This is a genomic window from Paenibacillus sp. JGP012 (assembly GCF_014203995.1).
In the GTDB taxonomy this organism is placed as follows: domain Bacteria; phylum Bacillota; class Bacilli; order Paenibacillales; family Paenibacillaceae; genus Paenibacillus; species Paenibacillus silvae.
In genome coordinates this window covers 22,205-39,391 of sequence record NZ_JACHKG010000014.1, presented here as the reverse complement: position 1 = coordinate 39,391, position 17,187 = coordinate 22,205, and the positions used below count along the sequence as shown (strand labels likewise).

Genomic DNA, 17,187 nt, shown 5'->3' with positions numbered 1-17,187 from the left:
GAAGGAGATATTTGATTTGAAAAAACTCATTATCTTGTTTTTGATACTATCGTTTTCTCTCTCTCTATTTGTCAGTTATGAAGCTTATGATCGAAAAGAACTTAATCGCATTTTGCTTTTGGAAGAGAAAATCGGATCTGCTTTTTTTATACCTGATGAAGCAGGTTTATCAGATCCAAGCGAGATTTACCCTATTTTATTAAGAACCTCTTCAGAAATGAACGTGAATTTAATTCGACCAGCCATTAACAATAAGCCTGATCAGCAAATGGAGTTGGTAAAATACATATTATTAAATAAACCTACTACTCTATTTGATTATATAACGTTACAATCCGGAAATTTTCTGAGTATTGAGGATACTAAGAACAATAAGGCTTTTTTATCAACATCTAAAGGAAGTAATGCTCATCAGATAGGGGTTATCCAGGATTTTGCAGGTAATGATAGTATATCTATTAAACCTTTAAAAAGCTCTTTTGACTATTTGCCTGTTAGCGGGTACTACTATGTAGAAGGTAATCGGGATACTCTAGGGCTTTTTTTAAAAAAATTCACCGAAAATATTAATCATTACTTTGAAACAAAGAATATGCATATTACTGTATCATCCCAAACTTTTATGAACATGTCTTCTCCGAGGGATATGTACAACATTACTTCAAATACAGACATCAAACTACTACTTTATGTACTAGTTATTATCACTGCTTTTTTTGTTCTCTACTACTCATTCCAAGAAGCCAAACGTCTGGCAATTTATAAATTATTCGGATATTCATTAAAAAAAATTTGGTTCGAGTCAATTGGAAAATGGATCTTATACGTATTTTTTACTGCAATGTTGCTATCCATCATACTGGTATCCTTTGTCCCGGGTAGTAGCTATTTATTTATTTCTGATCTTATTATTCAGCAGTGCTTGTTATCTCTAGTAATAGTAACTTTAACGATACCTGCGTATATTAGCATGGCACGTCTTAATGTGGTTTATGTACTAAAGAATAAAAAGAGTACCTCCATTATATTAACTATTAATTTGCTGCTTAAAGTGGTAGTAATAATCGCAGTTGTATCTTCGTTCGTTAATCTGGCCACCAATTACGGAGCAATGAAAAATGAAGAATCCACACTTCACAAGTGGCAAAAAAGTAACGATTACGGAGTTCTCTACCCTGTAAACATTGGCTATGATTCTGTCGATTTTCAAAATGGCTCAACACAATTCATTCGCACAACTGCCAATCAGTTATATCCTTTACTCAATAGTATGGGTTCTGTACTTATTAACTCTCGCTCATATGAAACGACATCTCTTGAATTAGATAAGAACTATGATGGGTATCGCTCTGTATATGTTAATCCCAACTTTCTAAATGAGTTTCCTTTGTACGATCTAAAAGGGAAAATCGTTAATATTTCTGAAGACGAGACGGATTGGATATTACTTGTGCCTGAACAATTTAAAAATAAGGAGAGTGAACTCTTAAATTTCTTTCAAACTGAACGCAAACAAAGAGTCGAGTTTGATAAACAAACTTTAGGAGTTGATGTACCTAAAACAGTAGCCTCTCCTAATATTCGCATAATTTGGACAACGGATGGACAAGAAGTATTTAGCTTCAACACCGATGTTTACCCACAAAATAATAATAATATTGTCGACCCTATTATTCAGGTGGTTACATTAAAGAATAGTCTACTCGGAGATAGAGATGCCATATTGGGTGGTGGTAGTACAGATCCCTTAAAAATAAAATTAATAGACGGTGACACAAAAAAAACGTATATGTCAATTAAGCCCGCTCTAAAGCAGCTTAAATTGGATGATAATCTTCATTACCTTATTACGGTTGACCAATATATAGCAACTAAGCTATACCATTTGAAGATTCAGTTCTACACCGCTTCCGTTTCATTGGTTATTAGCATGTTTATACTAATCCTTCTACTACTTCAAAGCATATCTATTGTCTTCGGCAAATATCAGCAGAAATTCATTATACGCGGAATGTTCGGTTTCTCTGCACATAGAAAATACAAGGAGTTTATCGCTTTATTTTCCTTAACATGGACTATATCCATACTAGGGCTGGTCTATGCAGAACGCACAAATTTAGCTCTAGCTATTGTTATGTGCCTTTTTCTTTTATTACTAGAATTTTGGGTCACATTAGTCTGGCTGAAAAAAAACTGGCGAAAAAACCTGACCCAAGTTCTAAAGGGAGGAGATCAGTAATTTGAATCAAAATCCAATGTATGAGCTTCATAATGTTAGTAAGTCTTATGGGGACAATAAGGTAGTTCAAAACTTTAACTTAACGATTTATCAGGGGCAACTGATTGCTATTACAGGCAAAAGTGGATCAGGTAAAACAACATTAATGAACTTGTTAGGTATGCTGGAAAGTCCGGACACAGGTACTTTAAAATTTAAAGGGATCGTTGCACCTAAACTCGGAAGCAGAGAACAAATGCTTCTCCTAAGAAATAACATATCGTATTTATTTCAGAACTTCGCTTTAATCGAAAATGACCCTGTGGGCAACAATTTGGAGGTCGCACTAGCCTACAGTAAAAAATCGAAAAATGAAAAAAAACATTTAAAAACTGCTGCATTAGAGAAAGTAGGCTTGAACATCCCATTTAATAAAAAAGTATATGAGTTATCTGGTGGAGAACAACAGCGTCTGGCACTAGCAAGAATTTTATTGAAGCCTTCTGATGTTATCTTAGCTGATGAGCCAACCGGTTCACTAGATTCCATGAATCGCAACTTTGTTCTAAATGCTTTGCATGAGCTCCATCAGCAAGGTAAAACCGTTATTATAGTTACACATGATGAATTTGTTGCAGAACAATGCGAGCAAATGATAAAGCTATAATTGATAATGACAATACAGGTATGCAGACTAATAAGAGCGCAGTCTATAATCTCTTGGAGTTCCGAAAAAATTCCCCTGAACTTTCTGATGTCCTATAATTGCTGGGAACCCCCCAGTAATTATAGGTTTTTTCAAATTACCATGTATAAGAACAAAGAAAAAGCACCCATCAAGGTGCTTCTTCTGATACTACTAATGGAGGCACATCGTGGCTGATCAAAAACACACCGAAGTGTGATGCTCAGGTTGTTGAAGCATTCTCTCAGAGTCAAAACATCATTCAATTGGAGAAATCTGAACTCGAGGCACCCATTTTTCCCGAAAACGCCCCATTCACACGACTTCCACCTCCACTCCATTGAAGTATATATTCTCCTCCGCGTAGCCCCATTTCGTAACCATGCTCGAAATTTCTCCACGTAATCATACCTCTTTCAGGTATTTTTTGAGAAAAATATACTTTGTCCGTATCTTTGTGTGTCAAGCTAACAACTACGGATTGGCTACTATAATTCTCCATCAAAAGTTCAATATGCCCAATTGTACATCCAATGTACCTGACATTCCTTGTGCGGAAGATGTGCTTATATAGAATTCTCCAGTTGACCAAGCTTCGTCATTAGAAAATTCATATTCTTCACCATCGGCTGGGACAGTACCAGACATCTGCATTGCGCCAGCAGCTGATCCTTGGTTAATCGTAAACGTGAACGGTTTTGAGCCTGTGTTTCTAAAAGTCACTTGTACATAACCATATCCAGCTGGAATATTGAACTGTTTTATTGTTGAAGTTCCAGCGAGATCTTCATTACTGAACACTGTTAATGTGAGTAACTGGACAGGACCAGATATATCCGTTATCTCAGGCTCATCAGTTGAATCAATAGCGTATATGTACAAGAGGATAAAAGCACCTATCGAAATCAATAATGACAATAATATTGTAGTGATATGTTTAATTTTTCTGACCTCCAAATATTTTGTTTATATTGTATTATCTAGAAAACTATTAATCAACAATTATAGGTTCACCTATACTCCTTCTTATTCGTAAGATTTTAACAAATTCTTCTCAGGCATTTAACCAATAGAAAGCGAGTCCCTTCTCAGGAACCCGCCACCCAGTGTCTCAAGAAATCCGAAAGTATTCGGAGATTGAATCGCCCGGATTATTGGATCGAACTCATTAGATCGTAGAAATATTTAGGTTCATGCGTTTTATTAAGATGATACCAAGCGTCTAATGTCCTGTCAGAAAATACATCAAGCCTTTTTAAAACATGGCTAGTAAATTCTATCGGAGCTACTCCGGATGCAGTGATCAATGTCCCATCGGTAACAGCCAATTCCCTGTTGTAATATTCTTCTCCCGTATACGTAGGGCACACCATTTTAAGATAATCCAAGTCATTGCTTGTGTGCCAACGTGAATTCAACAAGCCTGCTTGAGCAAGTCCCAAGGTAGCACCGCAAATTGCCCCAACGACTATTTCTTCCTTTAGACACATCTCGGCCATTTTTAATATGGGCCCGTGAACGGCTTCTGTCCATGTATTCCCACCAGGTAAAATCAGTGCATCGATGCTTTTAATGTTACACTCATCCACTCTAACATCTGGTGTTATTTTCAATCCACCCATTGTTGTTACTGGCGTTTTTTCTATTCCAATCGTAATAATTTTTACCCTTTCCAACCCTTTTCTGAAATATCTTCCAGAGTTCAGTTCGGCGGTTAAATAACCCACTTCCCAATCGGCCATTGTGTCAAACACATAGAGATATACTGTATTATTCATTTCTAACGCTCCTCTTGAAGTTCATTCGGTAACAGCAGTCTTTCATCTGTGATGATGAGTGGCTTGCTTGCTCTTATAATAAAACACGTTCACTGACAACTCCTGTCAGTGAACGTGTTATTCTTGGTAATATTCCATTAGCTCTGAAGCAACCTCCACAAGTTTATTCTTTAAACGCTGCGGTTCGATAACTTGAATGGATTTCCCATAGGGAAGAATGATATACGGAATGTGTGTGTATAGTGTTTTTTCCTCCATTAAAAAAGTGGCTTGTGTTGATGTCCGTTCCTGCAAATGATGCTCCAGAAACCAATGAATACATAAATCATCCAGCGACTCTGCCCTGCCCCTAATAATAAATGAAATGTATTTGGATTGATCAGCTACATCTGGCAACAGATTTTTCATAAAAAAACTACGAGCTGAAAACTCAAGGGGACGTTTAAAGGATAATGGTGTGCGTGTGATGTTCATAATTCGATCTACCCGAAAACGTCGGATTTCATTGCGCAGGTGGCAAAATGCAGTGGTGTACCATTTGTTGTTCCAATTAACCAAGCCATAGGGGTCTATGACCCTATCCGAGGAATGCTCTTCATGACTGTTGCGATAAGAAATTTCGACAGACCATTCTTTAGCTACAGCGTATTCCAATTCCTGCAAAACCGGCTGAAGAGCGGGGTACCCCTTACGGTTTATGACTTCCAAGCCGGTTATATGATCGCTTAGCAACCGCTCCTGCTCCTGATTCGAATACCTTTTCAACTTAGAAGCGGCATTGTCTAATGTCTCACTCGAAGGATATCCGGCTTCTTTGGCAAATTGAGCAGCTTGGAGCAATGTCTTTTTTTCATCAATACTAAATAATAGAGGAGATTTGATAAAATTGTGCAGCAAACTATACCCACCATTGTGTCCTGTGTCAGATATGATCGGGACGCCACTGGCACATAGTGCATCGATGTACCGATAAACTGTTCTTATATGTATCTCTAACTTTTCCGATATTTGCTTCGCCGTGCATTTCTCTCCTGTGTTCAACATCCATAGAATGGCAAGCATATTATCATGTTTGGACATAACCTGACCTCACTTTTGATTAACCCGTAATCTCATCTTCCAGCTGATAAGCCGTAGCCCTTCACTGATATGCTCATTATACATTGCTGAGCGCATCATTCCCAAAAAAGAGCAGCTATCTTATGGGTAGCCGCTCTTTGTCTTAAAAGTTTATACAGTTGTAACAACACAATAAACTCTCATGTTCAAGACAAGGGAACATCTTTCCGATAAACACTCCTCCATACAACAGCTGCAAAGAAGAGCAGATAAACGGACAGGACCGTTAATGAAAACTGTATGCTCATTCCCTCGGCGAATGCCCTGCCTTCAAAGTACATATTCAGATCCGTATGTGCAAATATTAAATATTTTGCTATATCGAATCTGGCAGTCAATAGTCGGGTTACCAGCTCTCCCGAATAATACAGGAACAGCGAGATGGCCGTGACAACGGCTACACTTCTTATCACACAAGCTAACGTAAATGCACCTGCACACAACACGCCTATTCCTAAGACCGAGAAAAAATAATAGCGGAGAGTAGCAAAGGCTACGTTTTGAACAATCACCTCGTCTCCCACCACCACGAGAGTTTCAGCTGGCCCGGAATTACCGAATAAGACAAGCCCGGTTAGAAACGAAACGATCATAAAAAATCCCACAGTTATCAACAGCAACCAGCAAATCATTAACCATTTTGCTACCATGACGGACACACGAGACACTGGCTTTAAGAAAAGAAATTTGACGGTGCCCTGTTGGTATTCAGACGCTACAATATAAGCAGACATCGTAATGAGATACAATCCAGAAAGCGTCAGCAACATCTTGTTGCTGGAGAGGAATTTCCATGCGCTTTGGCTGTTGTCCGGCGGAATTTGATGCTCAAGCTGATATTGATACAGTAAGATTTTGTCTCGATTGACCTCATACATTAATGTACCCGGATTCAACTCAGGCTGCTTTTCTTGCAATCGGGCCAACTCACTCTGCAAAGCTGGTTGCCACGACTCCGGTATCGGATCAGCAGGTTGTTGAAATGCTTGAAATACCCCATGCACAAGCGTCAACACAAAAAGCCCTGAAAGCACCAAATATATCACTTTCTGCCGCCGAATCTTCAACCATTCACCCTGCAACAATGCCAACATCAGCTTCCACCCCATTCATCCACGCGGGTCAATTCCAGATATGCCTCCTCTAAATCAAACGACTTTTCCTTTATCGACTGCACTTCGACTTGGCTAAGCAGCATAAGCAGTGAAGAATAGTGAGTACGGTCCATCTTAAATGTGATCTTATCGTGATCATAAAGCTTCGGTTCAAAAATGTAGTTCTGTTGTTGGAGCAGGGTGAGAGCCTTATCAAGCTCCTTCGCTTCAATAACGAAGACAACACTATTGGCAGAACTGGATTTGTTACCGCCAAGCAATGTTAACTCACCCTTTTGCAGTAAGCCAAACTGGTCACAAACCGATTCAATTTCTTTGAGGTGGTGACTGGAAATTAGAACGGAAATTTCAAATTTGCTTGTAATGCTTTGAACGATTTCACGGAATTCAATCATGGCTCCCGGGTCAAGTCCATTCGTTGGTTCGTCCAGGATCAGCAATGAAGGCCGATGCAGTAGACATTGGGCTATCGCAAGCCGTTTTTTCATGCCCAGTGAATAGTGTCCCACTTTTTTGTGGATGAAGTCCTTCATTTTCAATAAAGAAAGCACCTCATCCAGACGCTCGGTTGTGACTTTACCGTACAGACGACTTCCGTAAAGCAGATGCTCCATCCCAGTCAGGTACTTGTAGAACTGAGGTTCTTCAATTAATGCACCAACCTGTCTGAGCACATGTTTCCGCCTTGAGCTCACGGGAATCCCTTCAATATATACGGAGCCGGAGGTTGGTCTAATCAGCCCGCAGATCATCCCGAGGGTTGTTGTTTTACCTGCACCGTTTTCCCCGATCAGACCGAATACTGCACCTCGATCAATGTTAAAGGAAACCGAGCGAATAATCTGCTCGTTGCCCATTTTTTTGGTCACCTGATTAACAGCAAGAACTGGTTGCATGCTCACCCCATCATCACCTACATCCTTTTATTTAAAATGATGGCCGTTAGTGTAAAAGCAAGATGAGATATAAGCAGATCGACCAGAATTGCTTCGGTAAAGTATTCGTTGACAACTTCAAAATTCAACAATTCAGAAAAAATAAATGTTGCGAGTAACATCACCATCAAGGCATAGTAAGCATACTTGAAAGAATACATCATAATTAAATTGTAGCGCTCATCTTTTTCCCGAGGAAAAACAAGCAAAAAGTATAAGCTGGACAAAAAGAAGATAAACAAAGCGGCTGGCAGCAAATAAGTCATAAACAGATCACTCATCCCCTTTCGGCTGTTGAGGTCGGTATTGAAATACGTCTTCAATCCCCACCTCGAAAACCTCTGCAATGCGAAATGCTAAAACTAAGGAAGGATTGTAGCGATTCGCTTCAAGTGAGAGGATGGTCTGTCTACTGACACCGACTAGATCGGCCAGATGCTGCTGTGACCACCTTCTTTCGGCACGCTGCATATAAATGTTGTTTGATAGTAGTTCTGACAAGTCACTCCCTCCTTTACAGCAATTGTAAATTATTCCCTACCTAAAGTCAAGAATATATTACATTAGGTAAGAAATAAATTACTATTTGCGCATTGCATTTGCCAACCGAGAGAATTCTCCACTTGGGGTAACTGTCCCCTTCGGACCTTTTAGTTCTAAAGTCAGGAGGGATGGAACGTGTTGCGGGTCCGCTATTCTTAACAGTCCATATCCAATACTGGCCAAACCATTCATCACGCCTATAGCGTTAATGTCCGCATGAATGACATCAGAACAGTGGAACAAATCATCCAATATTACACTTTGTTTTGCTTTGATCAAGGATTGTTGTTGTGCGTTTAAACTTTGTGAAGCCAGCAACAACACATCGAGATTACCCAGGTTTCCATGACATAATGAAAAATTGCTGCCTAACGATACATCAAGAGTTGTCGCCAGGGCAGCTTGACAGTCACGTTCCAGTAACCCGTGATCAACTTGACGACGGACGGCTTCTATACGTGAAAGCAAAATACCAGGCGCACCATGACACCACGCAATGGAATGATGATTCAAATGTTCACTGAACCAATTTTCAACCGATTCATCATAAAAGCGGTTTTCATAATCAATCGCATCCCGCACAATCTTATGGATAGCTGCTTGTTGTCCAGACCAAGGCATAAAACGACATAACGCAAAGATAATGCCCGCGTTTCCATGAGAAAAACCGATATACGGACTCTCGGGAGAGTTCCCCGGTTTCCACGCTACCCCGATCTCCATTGGAGCAGCGGATTGAATCAGATGTTTTACGATCTGTTCCCCAATGTCAATTAACCAGGTATCTTCTTGATTCTGTTCAAGCATGCTTGCTATAACAGCCAATGCCCCGGCACTCCCTCCAATCAAATCATACAATCGATCCTGCGGAAGCAATCTGGGGATTTCCTGTAATAAGCGGTCAGCACTTTGCTTCATAGCTGGATCATTTAACACACTGCTCAGTTGTGCAAAACCATATGCCATACCGCCTAAACCTAAAAATGCCCCCAAATTGATCTGATCTGGATGGATTAATTCTTCCAAAATCATTTGAATCGGTCGAATGGTTGCCAAACACGCATCCCGATATACTTCTTCCCTCGTCAAATTCCAAAGTTGGGCAAAGAACAAGGCAACACCTGGGTTACCATCGTAAATACCTGGCCCAGTCACGGAATATTGCCAAAAATGCTTCCTTCCTCCCTTGGTCACCATACTGGTCCAGCAAAATTCCAAACCTTGCTCCCCTTCATATTGAATGGCCTCGCGGATTAACATATCTCCAATAATCTTTGCCTTATCAAGCAAATTAATCGGTTCAGATTCAGGCACTCTCCAATTTTTCAACTGAACAATCTTAATATCTTCCTTGGCATACACCGCAGACACGGTTGCTTTAATAATCTGTATCTGTTGGTCTAAATCACTTTTGGAAAACTGGGATAACTTTTGCATGCTTCTCGTTAACCCATCCTCAACAAATACACCATTAATCATCTGACTACGTGAATCCTGTATCCATGTGCCGTAAGGGGTTGCAGAAAAGTATGGAATGTCACCCTCTAACAAATCCGCAATCTCAGCCCGAATGATTTGTTGATTCAAATGATCCGCTGAAAGAGCAATTCGATTAAGCAAGAACTCCCGGTCCAACTGATTCCGCAAAAAATCAGGATGGTAGCTCAAGTGAAGCAACTTGCCGTAGACCATTGTACTTTTTAATATCTTGCGAATATCGCAATCCTTAAATGCTTCCAGTTGTCTTGCCGCTTCGTCTCTCTGAGATAGAAATAAGTTATATCCTGCGCGAAAACCATCTGACAGATCGTCCAGATAGTTCATAATTTCATCGTTTTCTCCGTTTCCATCACTACCTGATAGAGGGGAATTATGCCCGGAATTTAGCGTACCGAATTGCTTGACCAAGCGAATTTCATCTGTATTCTGACCTTCTACTGTTTGAATTTGAAAGGGACTTTGCTGCTCTCCTATTCCACCGATTCCACTAATGTCAAACGTCTGCTCCCGATTGATGTTAGTGGGTACTATTCCAGTCGATAATACCGAATCCCGAATTAAGGTAAGCGCCCGATTAATAGCGCCACTCTCTGTATAATTATGATCTTGAATAATCGTATGATGAAACAGCGATTCCAGATCAATTAATACAGGCTGATCCGAATTCGCAATAATATTTTCATAGTGAAAATCAGTAGCATTCATCGTATGTAGCACAGACAGCAGCTTACCTAGACGGTAATAAAACTGCTTGCGCTCTTCATTCGATATACAAGCTTGGTAAGGGATGAACTCCATCCAGCCGTACTTGTGTTTGTTCAACACGCCCACTGTCCGAAGTGGTCTCCCATCATGCACCTGCTCATTCATCCATTGTAAAAACTGCTGAAATGTTTCATCAATTCCCATTTGACGAGGCTTATAAACTAACTTTGTACCACAGGAAAATTCAAGAATAACTACCGTTTTCCCTTGTTTATGGGAATCACCACTCCCCAACATAAATTGAACAATTTCAGTGTCTTTCAGACCAAATTGTTGCTGTAATTCAGATCGATCCTGCTCCAGATGAGCGATGATCTCACGAACAAATTGTTTGAGATTTTGAGTTTTTTCCGCGATTAGCCTAAACATGACCGGATACTCTTCCACCAAGCTCTGGAGATAATTGTGATCTCCAAGGAAATCTGTGACATAGGCTAAATATCTTTGCTCGGGGCTTTCCCCTTCCAGCTTGCCTTCCATCCGCAAGTAATTGATTTCCAACATAAGGGTCTTGTGAGTTACTGCATACAGTAGATCCAGGTAATACTGAATAATATTATGCTTCGCTAGCCGGGATATCGTCGTATTGGCAGTTATACTTCTGTCTCTAAACAAATCAAAATATAACTCCCGAACAAAAATTTCATAAAATCGATGAAATGGAAAAGCTGATAAGTTCGTTCCTTCCATATCCTGCTTATAATCTGTCTCATCATCTTGTTGTAATAGCGGATTATCAAAAATGTGTGTAATGTATTCAAGCCAGCTTGACGCTGCAGATTCGAGGGAAGTCACTTTACTGAAACCAGATGAACCTGCAGAAAAGTGACGACGAAGAAAGGAAATATCGATTTGATAGTGGCGCTCAATATACGATTGGAAAGACTGCTGATTTTCAAAATCCAAAAGTTGCTGCCAATATGGGATAACCAAAGACATATCGGCATCAGACTCCACCGGCCCACATAATTTACGTTCATGAATATAAAGCGCATTGTATGCGATCGTTGAATTGAAGATGGACATCGAATCACCCCCAAAAATGATAATAGAGAGACGAGGTAAAAACCTTCGGTCTCTCTATTTTTTGCCTAATCAGTTACAAGACTTCTGACATTCAACTGTCAATGTGCACACATGCCCTGGGTTACCCATGAAATAACTCGCAGCGGCACATGCTAAGCTCGTAATGATGACTTCGGCCCATTGCGGTTGTGCTGCACCTCCCGCTTTCAAGAGTTCATCCTCTTTCAATTCAACAAGCGGATTCTCAATGGGAAGTACGTTGTTATGAGTTCTGGAATACGGGTTTTTCAACGCTTGATACGACATGTTTCTCACCTCCTTTCATATCCATAAAGCGATAGGCTTCAACCAGATTTTGATAATAGGTGCTCGTTTGAATTAATTCATCATGCCTTCCTTTCTCTACAATGCTTCCATTGGACATCACAAAGATTTGATCGGCATCCATAATCGTTGATAATCGATGAGCAATTACAATTCTTGTACATTGCAATTGTGATAGAAATTCATCAATTTTCTTCTCATTAATGCTATCTAACGCATTGGTTGCTTCATCGAACACAATAACTTTGGGCAAATGCACGAGGGCTCTGGCAATGGCCAATCGCTGTCTTTGTCCGCCGGACATATTTTGAGCGTTCTCTGATAAAAGAGTTTCGTATTTCATCGGCATGTTCATAATTTCCTCATGAATTTGTGCCACTTTGGCCGCCTGCACGATATCTTCCATCGTGACTTGCTCGTTATTGCCTTTAATATTGTCAACAATTGATTGGTTAAACATAAATGGTTGTTGATTGACGATCCCCATCTGTTGACGAATATACGGTTTATCCAGCTCTTCCAACCGATGTGGACCATAGTAGATTTCACCTTCACTTGGTCGATACAAGCCCACTAGTAAATTTGCCAATGTACTTTTTCCAGATCCAGAAGCTCCAATGATCGCAATTTTCTGACCTGCTTGAATTTGAAAGTTTAAATCCTTTAATACGGGTTCAGAATACATTGTGTAGGCAAAGGATACCTGGTCAAAAGCAATTTCGCCTGTCAGCTCTGCCTGAAGCAGCTTCCTTCCTTGTGGAACCTCAGCCGGGGTATCTACGACATCTCGAATTCTTCGCAAATAAACTTTAAGCTGATAAAATGTTTCCAAGGACAAAATCAGTGAATTCGCAGTGCTTATAAAGTAAACCGCAATGGTTTGAAAAGCGATCAATTCCCCTAAGGACAAGCCTCCTGCTGCTACATGACCCGCACCTATCCAGATAATGAATAGAGGCATATACATGGTCAACCCGCCAGAAAATGCGCTTAAAATACCATACAGCCGTTCGCGAGTGACAAATGCTTTAACAAAATGGTCATAGTATGATTTCCACCGCTGTGATACCGTCTCTTCCGCTCCAGTAATTTTGATGTTTAAAATCCCTGATACAGATTCGTTCTGATAGGAAAACAGCTTGGTATCTTTAGACAGTTCATTACGGCTAGCTTCATGTAAATGCGGTCTTAACAGTTGAATCCCGATATAGAGCAAGCCTGCAAACAAGAATACATAGATGGATAACAAGGGCGATTTCACAAGCATATAACTTACAATGACAATGAACAAAATCGCGTCCAGAATACTTTTCATCACTTGGTTGGACAGGATCAGCCGAATAGATCGCAAATTAGAGAAACGATACATCAGATCACCTGTGCTGCGAATCTGAAAAAAGTTGTACGGAATAACAAGCAGGTGACGAAAATACTGCCAGGACATCGAATGATCTAAATATTTGAACACATGAATGGATACTTCATTTTTAATGAGTGCAAAAACAAAATATAGTGCAAACGAAACAATCATTCCGAGCAAGTAGATATTTATGTACTTGCTGTTATCCTGAATTGCGATATTATCAATCATCTGCTGTACAAAGATGGGAGAAATCAGCACAAATAATTGAAGCAACAAGTTGGTGAACAGCATAAATGTGAGCAATTTCGGTTTTTCCCATAACATTTTCAAGTAAGGCTTCCATAGACTTTTCGGCTTTTGTTGTTGAAACAAGGTGCCCGGTTTACCATGCAGGACATAATTAGAAAAAGAATGCATGAATTGTTCTTTATTTAATTTCATTCGCCCTTGAGCAGGGTCCAGAATGTAATAATATTTAGAGCTAATCCTTTCTAATACGACATAATGTTTTTGTTCCCAGAAACAAATTAACGGCTCTTTCAATTGGGATAATAGATTTAAATCTTCAATTTTGTAGCACTTTGCCTCCAAACCTAGATCTTCGCCTAACCGTTTCAGATCATATAATGTATTTCCATCCCTGCCGCTGCCAATGCGATCGCGCAATTCAAATAAGGTTACATGTTTTCCGTAATAGGCACAGAGCATCGCCATACATGCAATTCCGCATTCCGTTTGACTCATCTGCTCAATGAACGGAATGTTCCGTTTTCGAATCAACGCGCCCCCTCCTCAGCAAGTACGGGATTCGCCTGTTCCGTGATCGAGACGGCTTTGGCTGGAAATTGCAGCGTCATCACAGATGGAAGTTCTGCATTCGCAAGCCGCAGACAGGTCCAGCCAATTCCAGAAACGCCCAGCATTAACCCTACTAAACCGCGATCTTTCATGCCCTCAATCTGGGTGGAGACACTCGCCCTGCTTACCAGACCCCATATCGCATCACGAATCATCGAGCTTGACGTTTGCCAACCTGGATTGTTAGCCAAGCTCAGAAGAATCTCTATCATCCCAAAAACACCGTGGCATAAAGATAATCTGGGATTGGTTGTTGCGTGTTCAAGCATAGCGTTCAGCAGCTTCAATCTCTCAGCCTCATCTATTGGTTCATCTAACTCACTGCGGCCTAATAGCACACCCGGAGCTCCATGGCACCAATAATACGAGCCCAACGGGTCCTCTACATGACCCCTCAGATCCATCCAGTTGGCTCGTGTAGAGTCATAATTGCTTCGCTCAAATTGCAACAAGGTGTCCAGCACGTCTTCATCAGGAGAAAGCAACTCATATGCCTCTATCTTTCGAAGAGCATATATCATCCCCGAGGAACCATGGGCGAAGCCGACCAATTTTGCTTGATCCTGTTTCAAGTGCTGACAGAGTCTCTCCGCATATATGCGTGCCGTCTCAAGAGCTTCCGGTTCCGCAAAACTTTCCCAAATATGCACACATAATGTGATGATCCCGGCATATCCATCGAGAAAGTCCAGATTTGACTGTAGCTCGTCCATCGGTTGAGCAGACAGTGGTTGCGTAGAATATTGTTTCATCTTTGTTAACTGCAATCTGGCTGCTTGACGTGCTTCTGGAAAGTCAAAGAGCGCATCCAGAAAAAATCCAGCATAGACAACGGAGCCTCTACCATGAAACACCGATGGTGATAATTCATCATCCGCAACCCGTTCAAAAACAGAAATAACGTATCGAAAGTTCTCCATGGCGACATTTCTATATTCGTAATTTCCAGTTTGCACATACATAAGGCCGAGAAACATAGAAATTCCCAACGTTCCACTGTAGAGCGAGAAATCCAACAGGGTCAAACGGAATCGATTATCGTGATTTCTGAGCCCCAGCCAGGTTGAATGACCTTGCTCTGTCAATCGATAATCAAGTAGATAATCCGCTATATTTATCGCCGTGGCTGTCGGATCAAATTGACTCGATGTTAAATGAAGTGATTCCACATAGTCCAAGGCTTCCATTTCAGGCAATTCCATATGTTCGACCTGAGCGGAATGAATAGCGTATTGCAATAAGTGCAACTGGTTAGCTAAATCTTTTTCATTGTACCGATCAAGTTTTTCTTCAATCCATGTTAAGCACGTTTTTTTGAATATATTCGGAATCTTCCTGTGATCACTCGTATATAAACATGTGTCGTCTATCGGAAAGGTATAGTACGGTATATCATTGTTAAGCAAATCATCGATCTCAGTGGGTACAATCTGTTCGAAACGCTTATCAACTTTCACGATATTCCATAACATTTCAAGCAATTTTTCCCGATCTAACCCGTTGCGTAAATACTTCGGATGCTGGGATGCTGCCAAGAAGCGACCGTATAAAAATGTTGGACGTAACAAGGCTCGCCCTGTCAACTTACCAAACCGCTCTCGAATTTCTCTTTTTAGGGTTTCCTTTTCATTCGCCATGATCTGATATATTTCCCTAAAACCATCGCTAATCTCTGCTAAATAGCGAACTGGCTCAACAGTCTGGCCATTCAGTTGCACTAGGTGTTGGAGCTGAGCCGTTTTGAAAGGCACTTCTACATATTGGACTTCATCCGTATTGTCTTGTTTGAGGACCCAACCTTTCATATTTGTTGAGGTTTGGTCTGGCTTGCCGCCGATCCCGCTCAGATCAAAATCAATCTGGGAACGGAACACTTGTCCAACAGGGATTAAGCCTGAAAGAAATACACTTCGGTAAAGCATGGACATCGGGAAATCCAGCTTCTCTTCATCATATATATTATTCGCCAGAAGCGTCTCATAATCGATAATATAGGGCATGTCACCGCAAGCAACGATGTTTTCATAATGCATGTCCGTAGATTGAAACGCATACAAAATTCCACAGAGCATGCCCATGCGATAATAATACGTTCTCACTTCAGCTTCATTCTGGCACGCACGATGCTCCACGAACTCCTGCCAACCGTACTGCTGTTTAGACAAAGTCAGCGGTCCCTTTAACTCATAACGGAGTCCTTTATTGTTCAAATAACGCAGCCACTCGGCAAAAGCAAGATCTGTATCTAGCGAACGCGGTTTATAAATCAACTTGATGTTCGAATCAAATTCCAGAATAGTGACTGTTCTGCCATTTTGATGGCTATCACCTGCACCGGTCTGTACTGATTTCAAGCGAAGCTGTCTTCCATCAAAATACGTAGCAGCAATCTCGTCATAATCATTCTGAAATCGCTCTAACATTTCAATTGTATTATTGGCCGCTCGAAGAGACATCTCTGTCAAAATTCTGGCCAACACAGGGAACTGCTCTAACATTTTTCTGATCTCAGTCATTCCCGAAGCTAACCGTTTCACATACGTTTCGAGCGTCAGATCAGCCTCCTGCTCCTTTGCCAGGTGATACATATAGACACTCGTCCGATCAGCTACCATTCGCAAGTCACGCAAGAAGCCTGCCTGCAACGAATTCAAGACGGGCTCCTGCAGGATTTTCCCTGTGGTTGAGAGCGAAAACCAACGCCGTACTTGTTCCGAATATTCGTATAAAAAAGGAAGTACTACAACACCGATTCCCATATGTACATGTTGAGTCAACCATGATTCTAGTGTTTGGTTCAAGATTGTATCCAGATCGCCCATCCACCCTGTATGTAAGGTGGCGGGGATATCTTTGTTAGCGAGCAAGTGATTGAATTCGTCAAGATTCAAACCTTTCGATTGTAACCTTGTTGCGAATTCCTGCTCGGTTGCTTTGGATTGTCCCATCCATGATAAC

At 40.8% G+C, this 17,187-nt stretch carries 13 protein-coding genes; 2 read left to right on the top strand and 11 right to left on the bottom strand.

The features are described from left to right. The first annotated feature begins 16 nt into the window (after nt 1-16). Complete coding sequence (locus HNR77_RS17365; protein WP_184186949.1) at nt 17-2,239, top strand: DUF1430 domain-containing protein; 2,223 nt, start codon at nt 17-19, stop codon at nt 2,237-2,239. Between the two features lie 16 nt (nt 2,240-2,255). Further along, nucleotides 2,256-2,885, top strand: coding sequence for a putative bacteriocin export ABC transporter (locus tag HNR77_RS17360; RefSeq protein WP_184187149.1), 630 nt, complete (start codon nt 2,256-2,258; stop codon nt 2,883-2,885). A gap of 519 nt (nt 2,886-3,404) precedes the next feature. On the opposite strand, the gene HNR77_RS17355 is transcribed toward HNR77_RS17360, so the two are convergent. The 11 genes from HNR77_RS17355 to HNR77_RS17305 form a co-directional block, all read right to left on the bottom strand. Beyond that, nucleotides 3,405-3,821: a hypothetical protein gene (locus HNR77_RS17355; RefSeq protein ID WP_184186946.1), complete on the bottom strand. Its 417-nt coding sequence runs from the start codon at nt 3,819-3,821 to the stop codon at nt 3,405-3,407. Between the two features lie 233 nt (nt 3,822-4,054). Beyond that, entirely contained in the window at nt 4,055-4,681 is a 627-nt protein-coding gene (locus tag HNR77_RS17350; protein WP_184186943.1) for a type 1 glutamine amidotransferase family protein, read from the bottom strand. Between the two features lie 117 nt (nt 4,682-4,798). Then, the gene (locus HNR77_RS17345; protein ID WP_184186940.1) at nt 4,799-5,761 is read right to left on the bottom strand and encodes a helix-turn-helix transcriptional regulator; all 963 of its coding nucleotides are present in this window, start codon (nt 5,759-5,761) and stop codon (nt 4,799-4,801) included. A 185-nt stretch (nt 5,762-5,946) separates the two neighbouring features. Continuing rightward, nucleotides 5,947-6,909 carry an ABC transporter permease gene (locus tag HNR77_RS17340; RefSeq protein ID WP_184186937.1) on the bottom strand — a complete coding sequence of 321 codons (963 nt, stop codon included), beginning with the start codon at nt 6,907-6,909 and terminating at the stop codon, nt 5,947-5,949. Continuing rightward, nucleotides 6,894-7,811, bottom strand: coding sequence for an ABC transporter ATP-binding protein (locus HNR77_RS17335; RefSeq protein WP_260410623.1), 918 nt, complete (start codon nt 7,809-7,811; stop codon nt 6,894-6,896). The genes HNR77_RS17340 and HNR77_RS17335 overlap by 16 nt, the downstream gene beginning before the upstream one ends. 17 nt (nt 7,812-7,828) lie before the next feature. Further along, nucleotides 7,829-8,116: a hypothetical protein gene (locus tag HNR77_RS17330; RefSeq protein ID WP_111270218.1), complete on the bottom strand. Its 288-nt coding sequence runs from the start codon at nt 8,114-8,116 to the stop codon at nt 7,829-7,831. Between the two features lie 7 nt (nt 8,117-8,123). Beyond that, nucleotides 8,124-8,321 (bottom strand): helix-turn-helix transcriptional regulator, encoded by a 198-nt coding sequence (locus tag HNR77_RS17325; RefSeq protein ID WP_111270267.1) that lies wholly within the window; start codon nt 8,319-8,321, stop codon nt 8,124-8,126. Between the two features lie 111 nt (nt 8,322-8,432). After that, nucleotides 8,433-11,684 carry a type 2 lanthipeptide synthetase LanM family protein gene (locus tag HNR77_RS17320; RefSeq protein WP_184186931.1) on the bottom strand — a complete coding sequence of 1,084 codons (3,252 nt, stop codon included), beginning with the start codon at nt 11,682-11,684 and terminating at the stop codon, nt 8,433-8,435. A gap of 69 nt (nt 11,685-11,753) precedes the next feature. Further along, on the bottom strand, nt 11,754-11,990 hold the full coding sequence (locus HNR77_RS30805) for a plantaricin C family lantibiotic (protein ID WP_184186928.1): 237 nt from the start codon (nt 11,988-11,990) through the stop codon (nt 11,754-11,756). Further along, on the bottom strand, nt 11,947-14,151 hold the full coding sequence (locus tag HNR77_RS17310) for a peptidase domain-containing ABC transporter (RefSeq protein WP_184186925.1): 2,205 nt from the start codon (nt 14,149-14,151) through the stop codon (nt 11,947-11,949). Before HNR77_RS17310 ends, HNR77_RS30805 begins: the two co-directional genes overlap by 44 nt. Then, nucleotides 14,148-17,177, bottom strand: a complete 3,030-nt coding sequence (locus tag HNR77_RS17305; protein WP_184186922.1) for a type 2 lanthipeptide synthetase LanM family protein — start codon at nt 17,175-17,177, stop codon at nt 14,148-14,150. The genes HNR77_RS17310 and HNR77_RS17305 overlap by 4 nt, the downstream gene beginning before the upstream one ends. Nucleotides 17,178-17,187: the final 10 nt, after the last annotated feature.

What these genes read in the sequence shown, in the direction of transcription:
- HNR77_RS17360 (WP_184187149.1), top strand. Translation starts at nt 2,256, where the DNA reads ATGTATGAGCTTCATAATGTTAGTAAGTCTTATGGGGACAATAAGGTA.
- HNR77_RS17350 (WP_184186943.1), bottom strand. Translation starts at nt 4,681, where the DNA reads ATGAATAATACAGTATATCTCTATGTGTTTGACACAATGGCCGATTGG.
- HNR77_RS17345 (WP_184186940.1), bottom strand. Translation starts at nt 5,761, where the DNA reads ATGTCCAAACATGATAATATGCTTGCCATTCTATGGATGTTGAACACA.
- HNR77_RS17340 (WP_184186937.1), bottom strand. Translation starts at nt 6,909, where the DNA reads ATGGGGTGGAAGCTGATGTTGGCATTGTTGCAGGGTGAATGGTTGAAG.
- HNR77_RS17335 (WP_260410623.1), bottom strand. Translation starts at nt 7,811, where the DNA reads ATGCAACCAGTTCTTGCTGTTAATCAGGTGACCAAAAAAATGGGCAAC.
- HNR77_RS17330 (WP_111270218.1), bottom strand. Translation starts at nt 8,116, where the DNA reads ATGACTTATTTGCTGCCAGCCGCTTTGTTTATCTTCTTTTTGTCCAGC.
- HNR77_RS17325 (WP_111270267.1), bottom strand. Translation starts at nt 8,321, where the DNA reads ATGCAGCGTGCCGAAAGAAGGTGGTCACAGCAGCATCTGGCCGATCTA.
- HNR77_RS17320 (WP_184186931.1), bottom strand. Translation starts at nt 11,684, where the DNA reads ATGTCCATCTTCAATTCAACGATCGCATACAATGCGCTTTATATTCAT.
- HNR77_RS30805 (WP_184186928.1), bottom strand. Translation starts at nt 11,990, where the DNA reads ATGTCGTATCAAGCGTTGAAAAACCCGTATTCCAGAACTCATAACAAC.
- HNR77_RS17305 (WP_184186922.1), bottom strand. Translation starts at nt 17,177, where the DNA reads ATGGGACAATCCAAAGCAACCGAGCAGGAATTCGCAACAAGGTTACAA.